This is a genomic window from Paenibacillus mendelii (genome assembly GCF_024498075.1).
Classification (GTDB): domain Bacteria; phylum Bacillota; class Bacilli; order Paenibacillales; family Paenibacillaceae; genus Paenibacillus_Z; species Paenibacillus_Z mendelii.
Map to the genome: position 1 here is coordinate 29526 of NZ_JANHOF010000025.1, position 12746 is coordinate 42271.

The 12746-nt window shown below is 49.2% G+C and carries 7 protein-coding genes; all 7 read left to right on the forward strand.

The features are described from left to right. The first annotated feature begins 3 nt into the window (after positions 1-3). The gene (rpoB, locus tag NNL21_RS33485; RefSeq protein ID WP_204822523.1) at positions 4-3567 is read left to right on the forward strand and encodes a DNA-directed RNA polymerase subunit beta; all 3564 of its coding nucleotides are present in this window, start codon (positions 4-6) and stop codon (positions 3565-3567) included. A gap of 109 nt (positions 3568-3676) precedes the next feature. Next, on the forward strand, positions 3677-7267 hold the full coding sequence (gene rpoC, locus NNL21_RS33490) for a DNA-directed RNA polymerase subunit beta' (protein ID WP_444875342.1): 3591 nt from the start codon (positions 3677-3679) through the stop codon (positions 7265-7267). Positions 7268-7509: 242 nt separating this feature from the next. Beyond that, positions 7510-7740 (forward strand): ribosomal L7Ae/L30e/S12e/Gadd45 family protein, encoded by a 231-nt coding sequence (locus tag NNL21_RS33495; RefSeq protein ID WP_204822525.1) that lies wholly within the window; start codon positions 7510-7512, stop codon positions 7738-7740. Between the two features lie 136 nt (positions 7741-7876). Next, positions 7877-8296, forward strand: a complete 420-nt coding sequence (gene rpsL / locus NNL21_RS33500; protein WP_204822526.1) for a 30S ribosomal protein S12 — start codon at positions 7877-7879, stop codon at positions 8294-8296. A 69-nt stretch (positions 8297-8365) separates the two neighbouring features. Further along, positions 8366-8836 (forward strand): 30S ribosomal protein S7, encoded by a 471-nt coding sequence (gene rpsG, locus NNL21_RS33505; RefSeq protein ID WP_204822527.1) that lies wholly within the window; start codon positions 8366-8368, stop codon positions 8834-8836. Between the two features lie 29 nt (positions 8837-8865). Beyond that, entirely contained in the window at positions 8866-10941 is a 2076-nt protein-coding gene (gene fusA, locus NNL21_RS33510) for an elongation factor G (RefSeq protein WP_204822528.1), read from the forward strand. Between the two features lie 131 nt (positions 10942-11072). Continuing rightward, positions 11073-12263: an elongation factor Tu gene (gene tuf, locus NNL21_RS33515; RefSeq protein WP_204822529.1), complete on the forward strand. Its 1191-nt coding sequence runs from the start codon at positions 11073-11075 to the stop codon at positions 12261-12263. Positions 12264-12746 lie beyond the last annotated feature (483 nt).

The following is a 12746-nucleotide window of genomic DNA, read 5'->3' on the forward strand; positions in this document are numbered from 1 at the left end:
GACATGAGGGGTGAGGTTAAGTTGGCAGGACAACTTGTTCAGTATGGTCGGCGCACGCGCAGAAGCTACGCTCGCATCGAGGAGGTGCTCGATGTTCCGAACCTGATTGAAATCCAACAAAAATCGTATGAGAAGTTTTTGGAGAAGGATTTGCTAGAGCTTTTCCAAGACATCTCGCCGATTCAGGATTTTACAGGTAATTTGATGCTCGAGTTCATTGACTACTCGCTTGGCGAGCCGAAATATTCTGTTGATGATTCGAAAGAGCGTGACGTAACTTATGCGGCACCGCTACGGGTTAAGGTTCGGCTTATCAATAAGGAAACCGGCGAAGTAAAAGAGCAAGAAGTGTTCATGGGCGATTTTCCGCTGATGACCGAGACGGGTACCTTTATTATTAATGGTGCGGAACGGGTTATTGTCAGCCAATTGGTTCGCTCACCTAGCGTGTACTTCAGTACGAAAGTGGATAAGAACGGCAAGAAAAATTATACGGCTACGGTCATTCCGAACCGCGGCGCATGGTTGGAGCTTGAAACCGATGCGAAGGACATTATTTATGTCCGTATTGACCGCACCCGGAAAATCCCCGTGACGGTGCTGCTTCGTGCACTCGGCTTTGGTACCGATGCGGAGATCTTAGATCTGCTCGGCCACGATGAGTATATCCGTAACACGTTAGATAAAGACAACACCGATTCGACGGAAAAAGCGCTCATTGAAATCTATGAACGGCTCCGTCCAGGCGAACCGCCGACACTTGATAATGCGAAGAGCTTGCTGGTTGCCCGTTTCTTCGATCCAAAACGTTATGACCTGGCGAATGTCGGTCGATATAAAATAAACAAAAAGCTTCACATTAAAAATAGGCTGTTCAATCAGAAATTGGCTGAAACGCTTGTTGATCCAGCAACAGGGGAGATTATTGCCGAAGCAGGTCAAATGATCGACCGCCGTTTGCTGGACGAAATTCTGCCTTATCTCGAGAAGAACGTCGGTTTCAAAACGTATCACGTAGCGAACGGCGTACTTGATGCTGATAGTATTCCACTACAGGCGATAAGTGTATTCTCGCCGACAGAAGATGGAAAAGTCATCAAGGTTATTGCCAACGGAGTGATTGATAAAGGTGTTAAGCATATTACACCGGCAGATATCATTTCGTCCATTAACTACTTCATCGATTTGCTGCACGGCGTTGGAAGCACGGATGATATCGACCATTTGGGCAACCGTCGTCTGCGTTCTGTTGGTGAATTGCTTCAGAACCAATTCCGTATTGGTTTGTCGCGTATGGAACGCGTCGTTCGTGAGCGGATGTCGATTCAAGATGCGAATGCCATTACGCCTCAGGCGTTAATCAATATACGTCCCGTTATTGCATCGATCAAGGAGTTCTTTGGTTCCTCACAGCTCTCGCAGTTTATGGACCAAACGAATCCGCTGGCTGAATTGACGCATAAACGTCGTTTATCTGCACTCGGACCCGGTGGTTTGACTCGGGAACGTGCAGGCTTCGAAGTTCGTGACGTCCATCACTCGCACTACGGACGTATGTGCCCGATTGAAACCCCCGAGGGTCCGAACATTGGTTTGATTAACTCCTTGTCGACCTTTGCTCGAATCAACGAATATGGCTTCATTGAAGCGCCATATCGCTGGGTTGATCCGAAGACGGCTATTGTGACGGAGCAAATCGCTTATCTAACAGCAGATGAAGAGGATAACTATGTTATCGCTCAGGCGAATGTGAAGCTCACTGAAGAAGGCAAATTCTTGGAAGATGCCGTTATCGTCCGCTACAACAAACAGGCCGATAACATTCTGACGATGCCTAGCGACCGCGTTGACTATATGGACGTATCGCCTAAGCAGGTCGTATCGGTTGCGACGGCGCTCATTCCGTTCCTCGAGAACGATGACTCCAACCGCGCTCTGATGGGATCGAACATGCAGCGGCAGGCCGTTCCTCTGCTCATACCGAAGGCACCGCTTGTCGGTACAGGGATGGAGCATAAGTCGGCGAAGGATTCCGGTGTATGTATCGTTGCAAGATATGATGGCGTGATTGAGCGGGTGTCCGCGAATGAAATTTGGCTGCGGCGCATTGAGATTATTGACGGAAAGCCGGTTACCGGCGATCTGATTAAGCAAAAGCTTCATAAATTTATGCGTTCCAACCAAGGTACGTGCATCAACCAGCGGCCGTTATGCCGTAAAGGGGATGTCGTCAAGAAGGGTGATATTCTTGCGGATGGACCTTCAACCGAGATGGGTGAATTAGCTCTTGGCCGCAACGTAGTCGTTGCGTTCATGACTTGGGAAGGTTACAACTACGAGGATGCGATCCTGCTCAGCGAGAAGCTTGTTAAAGAAGATGTCTACACCTCGATTCACATTGAGGAATACGAGTCAGAAGCTCGGGACACGAAGCTGGGTCCTGAAGAAATTACAAGAGATATCCCGAACGTCGGGGAGGAAGCCCTCCGCAATCTAGACGAGCGTGGTATTATCCGTGTCGGTGCTGAAATTGGCGCCGGAGATATTCTTGTCGGTAAAGTAACGCCTAAAGGCGTGACGGAGCTGACGGCTGAAGAACGCTTGCTGCACGCCATTTTCGGCGAAAAAGCGCGTGAAGTGCGTGACACCTCTTTGCGGGTTCCTCACGGTACAGACGGTATCGTCGTTGATGTGAAGGTATTTACACGTGAGAATGGCGATGAGCTGCCTCCAGGCGTAAATCAGCTCGTACGTGCTTATATCGCTCAGAAACGTAAGATTTCCGAAGGCGACAAAATGGCCGGACGTCACGGTAACAAAGGGGTTATCGCGAGAATTCTTCCGGAAGAGGATATGCCGTTCCTGCCGGATGGCACACCTGTAGAAGTTGTCCTCAATCCGCTGGGCGTTCCTTCACGGATGAATATCGGCCAGGTTCTCGAGGTTCACCTTGGTATGGCCTGTAAACATCTAGGTATTCATGCAGCTACCCCTGTATTTGACGGAGCGCGTGAGTATGACGTGTTTGACACCATGGAAGAAGCAGGCATGCAGCGCAATGGTAAGACCGTGCTATATGACGGACGGACGGGTGAAGAGTTTGAACGCGAAGTAACCGTAGGCGTCATGTACATGATCAAACTGGCGCATATGGTCGACGACAAAATCCATGCTCGTTCCACGGGTCCTTACTCGCTTGTCACTCAGCAGCCGCTGGGCGGTAAAGCGCAGTTCGGCGGGCAGCGCTTCGGGGAAATGGAAGTTTGGGCGCTCGAGGCCTATGGCGCAGCATACACCCTGCAAGAAATTCTCACCGTTAAGTCTGATGATGTCGTCGGTCGCGTGAAAACGTACGAGTCGATCGTCAAGGGTGAGAATGTTCCGGAGCCAGGCGTTCCAGAGTCGTTCAAAGTTTTGATCAAAGAGCTTCAGAGCTTGGGCATGGATGTCAAAATCCTGACCGAGAACGAGGAAGAGATCGAAATGAAAGAGATGGACGACGAAGACGATGGTCAGAGCGATAAGCTGAACCTCAACCTTGAAGGTTCTGAGGTTGGCGTCGAGTAACATATAGCGCACGGTTGTACAATGCAGCAGATGATATATTCAGCTTGACACAAGTGAACCATAAGCGAAGGAGGGTTGCTCCTTGTTGGACGTGAACAACTTCGAGTACATGAAGATTGGATTAGCATCTCCGGATAAAATCCGTTCCTGGTCCCGCGGTGAGGTAAAGAAACCGGAGACGATCAACTACAGGACGCTAAAGCCGGAGAAAGAAGGTTTATTCTGCGAAAAGATCTTCGGGCCGACGAAGGACTGGGAGTGCCATTGCGGCAAATATAAACGCGTACGTTATAAAGGCGTCGTTTGCGACCGCTGCGGCGTGGAAGTGACGCGTGCGAAGGTTCGCCGCGAACGGATGGGGCACATCGAGCTTGCCGCACCAGTATCGCATATCTGGTATTTCAAAGGAATTCCAAGTCGCATGGGGCTTGCTCTTGACATGTCTCCCCGTTCACTGGAAGAGATTATATACTTTGCATCTTATGTTGTAACTGATCCCGGGGATACGCCGCTTGAGAAGAAGCAGCTATTGTCCGAGAAGGAATACCGCAGCTACCGCGAGAAGTATGGCTATGGCTTCCAAGCGGGGATGGGTGCAGAAGCTGTCAAGAAGCTTCTGCAGGACATCGACGTCGAGCGTGAGCTCGAGACGTTGAGAGAAGAACTGAGGACAGCTCAAGGGCAGCGCCGTAACCGTGCTATCAAGCGGTTAGAGGTTATTGAAGCATTCCGCAATTCAGGCAATTTGCCTGGATGGATGATTCTAGATGTTCTGCCGGTCATTCCTCCAGAACTTCGCCCGATGGTACAGCTGGATGGAGGACGCTTTGCGACCTCTGACTTGAATGACCTGTACCGTCGCGTCATTAACCGGAATAACCGTCTGAAGCGCCTGCTTGATCTGGGTGCTCCTGACATCATCGTTCAGAATGAGAAGCGGATGCTGCAAGAAGCCGTCGATGCTCTCATCGATAACGGCCGCCGCGGCCGCCCGGTAACGGGTCCGGGCAATCGTCCGCTGAAATCGCTGAGCCATATGCTGAAAGGGAAACAAGGCCGTTTCCGTCAAAACTTGCTGGGTAAACGTGTTGACTACTCCGGCCGTTCCGTTATCGTTGTTGGTCCGAGCTTGAAAATGTATCAGTGCGGACTACCTAAAGAAATGGCGCTCGAGTTGTTCAAGCCTTTCGTCATGAAAGAGCTCGTCAACAAGGGTCTGGCACACAACATTAAGAGTGCGAAGCGCAAGGTCGAACGCGTTAGCCCTGAAGTGTGGGACGTTCTAGAAGAAGTCATTAAGGAGCATCCGGTATTACTTAACCGTGCCCCTACGCTTCACCGTCTTGGTATTCAAGCGTTTGAACCGATTCTGGTAGAAGGTCGCGCAATTAAACTGCATCCGCTCGTTTGTACCGCTTATAACGCGGACTTCGACGGTGACCAGATGGCGGTCCACGTACCATTGTCTGCCGAAGCACAAGCGGAAGCACGTTTGCTTATGCTCGCTTCCGGGAACATCTTGAACCCGAAAGACGGCAAGCCAGTCGTAACGCCTTCTCAGGATATGGTATTGGGAAGCTACTACTTGACGATGGACAACAAGGAAGCGAAGGGCAGCGGGTCTGTATTCGCAACGGTTAACGAAGCGATTTCCTCTTACCAACGTGGAGTTGTCTCCCTGCATGCGCGTGTATTTATTCCAGTCAAAGTACTGAAGAAAGTTACTTTTACGGAAGAGCAGCAGAAATCGTTGATGCTGACGACAGTTGGTAAAATTATTTTCAATGAAATTTTCCCGGAAACATTCCCTTACATTAACGAAGCGAGTAAAACCAACTTGCTTCATGGAACTCCGGCTAAATATTTTGTCACGGAAAAAGGGGCAAACCTGCAAGAGTTTATGCAGGGGCTGCCGATTGCAGGCGGAGTGGGCAAGGAATATCTGGGCTATATCATTGCCGAGGTTTTCCGCATCTACGAAACGACGCAAACGTCAGTTACGCTCGACCGTATCAAGCAGCTCGGATTTACGTACTCGACACGTGCAGGTATCACGATTGCCGTATCGGACGTTATCGTACCGCAGGAGAAGCAAGAGATTCTTCAAGAGTCCGAAGACAAAGTCAAAGTCGTTACCAATCAATATCGTCGTGGCTTGATCACGAACGAAGAACGGTATGACCGCGTCATTGACATTTGGGGTCAAACGAAAGACAAAATTACGGAAGTACTCATGAAGTCCATGGATCGTTACAATTCGATCATGCTCATGGTGGATTCCAAGGCACGGGGTAATAAATCGCAGATTACACAGCTTGGTGGTATGCGTGGTCTCATGGCCAACCCGTCCGGTCGAATTATCGAGTTGCCGATTAAGTCGAACTTCCGTGAAGGCCTAACCGTACTCGAGTACTTCATTTCGACGCATGGTGCCCGTAAAGGTCTTGCCGATACAGCACTACGTACAGCTGACTCCGGTTACCTGACACGGCGTCTGGTCGACGTTGCTCAAGATGTTATTGTACGTGAGGACGATTGCGGTACGGATAAAGGCTTTATGGTTAGTAAAATCCAAGATGGCAAAGAAGTCATTGAGGATCTGTACGACCGTATTGAAGGCCGTTATTCCTTCGAGACGATCCGTCATCCAAAAACAGGTGAAGTTATCGTTCACCGCAGTGAGCTGATTGACTCGAGCAAAGCGGAAGCCATTATCAACGCGGATGTTCAGAAGCTTCAAATTCGTTCCGTTCTGAGCTGCCGTGCGAGACATGGTGTATGTAAAATTTGTTACGGACGTAATCTTGCTACTGGTAAGCATGTTGAGATTGGGGAAGCAGTCGGTATTATTGCTGCACAATCAATCGGTGAGCCAGGAACACAGCTTACGATGCGTACCTTCCATACCGGCGGTGTAGCCGGAGACGATATCACGCAAGGTTTGCCGCGTATTCAGGAGCTCTTCGAAGCGCGTAATCCGAAAGGTCAAGCGATTATTACCGAGCTTGACGGCGTTATTAAAGATATTCGGGAAGCCAAAGATCGTCGTGAAATCGAAGTTCAGGGCGAAGCGGAGAGCAAAGTGTATCCGGTCAGCTACGGCTCTAGAATTCGCGTCATCAAAGGCCAGCATATCGAAGCAGGCGACGAGCTTACGGATGGTTCCATCGATCCGAAGGATATGCTGCGCATCAAAGGGATCCGCGGCGTACAGAACTACATCTTGCAAGAAGTTCAACGCGTATACCGGAACCAGGGCGTAGAAATCAATGATAAGCACGTCGAAGTCATGATCAAGCAGATGCTGCGTAAAATCCGCATCGTAGATGCGGGAGATACGACATTGCTGCCAGGAGCGTTCGTGGACATTCACGAATACGAAGCAGCGAACCGTGAAGCAATTCTGTCAGGTCTTGAGCCTGCGGTAGCCAAACCGGTATTGCTTGGTATTACAAAAGCATCACTGGAAACAGACTCCTTCTTGTCTGCAGCCTCTTTCCAAGAGACGACTCGCGTCCTTACGGATGCAGCTATCAAAGGAAAAGTGGATCAACTGCTAGGCTTGAAAGAGAATGTTATCATTGGTAAACTCATCCCGGCAGGTACAGGGATGAACCGTTACCGGAGTATTCGACTCGTAGGCATGGAAGAAGAAGTTGAGGCTGTACAAGAAGCCGAGACAGTGCCGGTAGAGTCATAAGGAAATGAGAATGGCCGATCATCCTAGGATGTAAGCCTGGAGCGACACGGCCCTCAATGAGGGCCGTTGTCCTGCTCTCTCCTAGAACCAACTGCTTTTTATACGAATCAGATATGAAAACATGCTTGACATGTAGTTAGACGAAGTGCTACTATATCGAAGTGTGCCTAATAGCATGACCCCTAAGCTTGTACAAATCAGAACAGAATAGCATCGTTCTTGACTTGAGAGGGTGGGATATCATGCACTTTATGATTGGTAGTAAACAGACGACCAAGATGGTGGAGCAGAATAAAGCCATTGAAGTCTACGTTGCACAAGATGCAGATCCGCGTATGAAGGACGATATCGTCCGGCTTTGCGAAACGGCGGGCGTGCCGGTCAAATGGATTGATACGATGAAGAGTCTCGGGGAAACCTGCGGCATTGAAGTCGGAGCTGCCATGGCCGCGGTCATACCGGAAATCAAATAAAGAGCTGTGGTTTTTACCGGGGAAGAAGCGGTAGAAACATTCGTTTGTTTCTTTATGAACCGCCTGGATCTGTGGGCTTATAATCAGCCTGATATTTTGTAACAGCCGTTTTTCATTAAAGGAAGGAGGTGGCAGTATGCCAACAATTAACCAGCTAGTACGCAAAGGCCGTGAAGCGAAAGTCGTTAAATCGAAATCGCCGGCGTTGCAAAGAGGATTTAACGCACTGAAACGCGAAGCAACTGACATTAGCGCTCCACAAAAGCGCGGTGTGTGCACGCGTGTAGGTACGATGACTCCGAAAAAACCGAACTCCGCATTGCGTAAATATGCAAGGGTTCGTCTTACGAACAAAGTTGAGGTTACAGCTTACATCCCAGGTATCGGACACAACTTGCAGGAGCACAGTGTTGTCTTGATCCGTGGAGGCCGGGTAAAAGACCTTCCGGGTGTACGTTACCATATCGTTCGCGGCGCGCTCGATACGGCAGGCGTAAACAACCGTAAGCAATCCCGTTCGAAATACGGTACGAAACGCGCTAAAGTTAAGAAATAAGACATAGCAGCCTATTATAGGTATTGCCATGATCATCAAAGAGAATAATTGAGAAAGGGGGACACCCTCATGCCACGCAAAGGTCCAGTACCAAAACGCGATGTGCTTCCGGATCCGTTGTACAACAGCAAGCTTGTAACACGTTTGATTAACCGCATCATGATCGACGGAAAACGCGGCGTTGCCCAAACAATTTTGTACGATGCGTTCACGCTTATCAATGAGCGCTCGGGCAAAGATCCAATGGAAGTGTTTGAAGCAGCTATCAAGAACATTATGCCCGTACTCGAGGTTAAAGCTCGTCGTGTAGGCGGTTCTAACTACCAAGTACCGATCGAAGTAAAACCAGAGCGCCGTACGGCACTTGGTCTACGTTGGCTCGTGAACTACTCGCGTAACCGCGGGGAGAAAACGATGGAAGAGCGTTTAGCAGCAGAAATTCTAGACGCATCCAACAACACTGGTGCATCGGTTAAGAAACGTGAAGATACACACAAAATGGCGGAAGCTAACAAAGCATTCGCACACTACCGTTGGTAGGATTCGCATAGACGAAAGGAGACGAAATCATGGCAAGAGAGTTCTCCTTGAAAAATACGCGTAATATCGGGATTATGGCGCATATTGACGCGGGTAAAACGACCACTACTGAACGGATTCTGTTTTATACAGGCCGTACCCACAAAATCGGTGAGGTGCACGAAGGTGCAGCTACGATGGACTGGATGGAGCAGGAGCAGGAGCGCGGTATTACGATTACATCGGCCGCGACAACTGCTCAATGGAATGGTCACCGCATCAACATTATCGACACCCCGGGGCACGTTGACTTCACAGTAGAAGTTGAACGTTCCCTGCGTGTATTGGACGGGGCCGTTGGAGTTTTCAGTGCGAAAGAAGGCGTAGAGCCACAGTCCGAGACAGTATGGCGTCAAGCAGACCGTTACGGCGTTCCGCGGATCGCATACGTCAACAAAATGGACATCATCGGTGCAGACTTCCTTAATGTTGTCAAAGACATGCGCGAGCGTCTGCAAGCGAATGCCGTTGCTATCCAACTTCCGATGGGAGCTGAGAGCGACTTTATCGGTATGATCGACATCGTTGAACGTGTCGCTTATAAGTATAAAGACGACCTGGGCAAAGATCCGGAAAAAATCGAGATTCCCGAAGAGTACAAGGAGAAAGTTGAAGAGCTTCGCCTTGAGCTCGTAGAGAAAGTCGCTGAGCTTGATGAAGAGCTTACGATGAAATATCTCGAAGGTGAAGAAATCACGATCCCTGAGCTGAAAGCAGCAATGCGTAAAGGCGTATGTGAAGTGAAAATCTTCCCGGTTGTCTGCGGATCTTCATACCGCAACAAAGGTGTTCAGTCTATGCTTGACGCCGTTGTTGATTATCTGCCAGCGCCTATCGATGTTCCTGATATCAAGGGTCACCTGGAAGACGGTACAGAATCTGTACGTAAATCTTCTGACGAACAGCCATTCGCAGCACTTGCATTCAAAATCATGACAGATCCATACGTTGGCCGTTTGACGTTCTTCCGCGTATACTCCGGTGTTCTTAGCTCCGGTTCTTACGTACTGAACTCTACAAAAGGCAAACGTGAGCGTATCGGTCGGATCCTTCAGATGCATGCGAACAGCCGTCAAGAGATCAACGACGTATATTCAGGCGATATTGCAGCAGCAGTAGGTCTGAAAGATACGACGACTGGCGATACCTTGTGTGATGAGAAAAACCCAGTTATCCTCGAATCGATGAACTTCCCAGAGCCTGTTATCCAACTTGCGGTTGAGCCTAAAACGAAAGCCGACCAAGATAAAATGGGTATCGCTCTCCAGAAGCTGGCGGAAGAAGATCCAACCTTCCGTGCTCATACGGACGAAGAAACTGGCCAAACCATTATTGCTGGTATGGGCGAGCTTCACCTTGAGATCCTAGTAGACCGTATGCTTCGCGAATTCAAAGTCGAAACTAACGTTGGTAAGCCGCAAGTTGCTTATCGTGAGACGTTCCGTACGGCTGCGAGAGTCGAAGGCAAGTTCGTACGCCAATCCGGCGGTCGCGGACAATATGGACACTGCTGGATCGAATTTGAACCGCAAGAGCCAGGAACTGGTTTCATCTTTGAAAACAAAGTTGTCGGCGGTTCGGTTCCACGTGAGTACATCGCACCAGTTCAAGCCGGTATCGAAGAGTCAATGAAGAATGGTGTCATTGCGGGCTTCCCGCTTGTTGACATTAAAGCTACAATCGTCGATGGTTCATACCATGACGTTGACTCCAACGAGATGGCGTTCAAAATCGCTGGTTCAATGGCACTTAAAGCGGCTAAAGACAAATGTAATCCGGTATTGCTTGAGCCAATCATGAAGGTTGAAGTAAGCGTACCTGAAGAGTATATGGGTGACGTTATGGGGATGCTGAGTTCCCGTCGCGGTCGCATCGAAGGTTCGGATTCGCGTCATGGTGCGCTTATTATCCGCGCTAAGGTGCCTCTGGCTGAGATGTTTGGCTACTCTACAACACTTCGTTCCGGTACTCAAGGCCGTGGTGTATTCTCCATGGAGCTTTCGCACTATGAAGAAGTACCGAAGTCGATTTCCGAGGACATTATTTCCAAATCTAAAGGTGCTTAATTAGCGAAATTTAGATTGGAAATCTACTATTATAAGTTGTATATTGGACGGAATTCGGCTAGCATCAATATGTATGCTGGAATCCGGCCGATCACATAAACATTTCTTTATATTAAGGAGGAAGAAGTTCAATGGCAAAGGCTAAATTTGAACGTAATAAACCGCACGTTAATATCGGTACAATCGGTCACGTTGACCATGGTAAAACAACGCTGACGGCTGCCATCACGACTGTTCTTTCCAAAAGATACGGTGGAGCTGCTATAGCATTCGACCAAATCGACAAAGCTCCAGAAGAGCGCGAGCGTGGTATCACGATCTCGACAGCTCACGTAGAGTATGAGACGCCTAACCGTCACTACGCTCACGTTGACTGCCCAGGTCACGCCGACTATGTTAAGAACATGATTACAGGTGCAGCTCAAATGGACGGCGCTATCCTCGTCGTATCCGCAGCTGACGGCCCTATGCCGCAAACGCGCGAGCACATCTTGCTCTCCCGCCAAGTAGGCGTTCCTTACATCGTGGTATTCCTGAACAAATGCGACATGGTTGAAGACGAAGAATTGCTTGAACTAGTTGAAATGGAAGTTCGCGACCTTCTCAACGAGTATGAGTTCCCAGGCGATGACACGCCAATCATTCGTGGTGCAGCTCGTGAAGCTCTTCAAAATCCTGACGGCGACTGGGCTGACAAGATCGTTGAATTGTTCGAACAAGTTGACACTTACATCCCAACTCCAGAGCGCGATGTTGCGAAACCATTCCTTATGCCAGTTGAGGATGTGTTCACAATCACAGGTCGTGGTACAGTTGCTACTGGCCGTGTAGACCGTGGCGTTGTAAAAGTATCGGACGAGGTTGAAATTATCGGCCTTGCTGAAGAAAGCCGCAAATGTGTTGTTACGGGCGTTGAAATGTTCCGTAAATTGCTTGACTCCGCTCAAGCAGGCGACAACATCGGCGCATTGCTTCGTGGCGTAGAGCGTAAAGATATCGAGCGTGGCCAAGTTCTTGCGAAACCGGGTTCGGTTAAGCCGCACACGAACTTCACTGCTCAAATCTACGTTCTTACTAAAGAAGAGGGTGGACGTCACAAGCCTTTCTTCACAGGCTACCGTCCACAGTTCTACTTCCGTACTACGGACGTTACAGGCATCATCAACCTGCCAGAAGGCACAGAGATGGTTATGCCAGGCGACAACATCACAGTAACGGTTGAGCTGATTGCTCCAATCGCACTGGAAGATGGCACGCGCTTCTCCATCCGCGAAGGCGGACGTACTGTAGGCGCTGGCGCAGTTGCTTCGATCCAAAAATAATGAATTGCGGCATTAGCCGCATTCAAAGCCCTCACTTCGGTGGGGGTTTTTTTTATTTAGCTGCACGAAATTTCTATAATTTGAGGTTTGCCTTAGCTGTCTTTCTTCTATAATAATAGAAGGAATGCGTACGAGGACCTTTCATGCAATTGCAGCCGTTAAACGGAACGATGATGAGAGGCTAAGGTGATAGGCACATATCGGAGAACACCGGATCATCCTGTTTGAAGGGTTATTAATGAGGTAAGTGTTTCTTGTGGCTAGATAAGCCATTGCTGAAGCGGATTTGCTGACTGCGGTGATACAAAACATGTTTTTGTAACAAGCCTAAATTACTTGTTGCATTCGCCTTCCATTTTAGATATAATAGTGGACGTTGGTCTGTGACGTTGCGATGATGCGAGAGGTTGTCGACACACCCGGCTCCTTTGCCATGAGGGGCTGTGTCGGGTTTTCTCGTGGAGTATGTCCGATAAATAATTG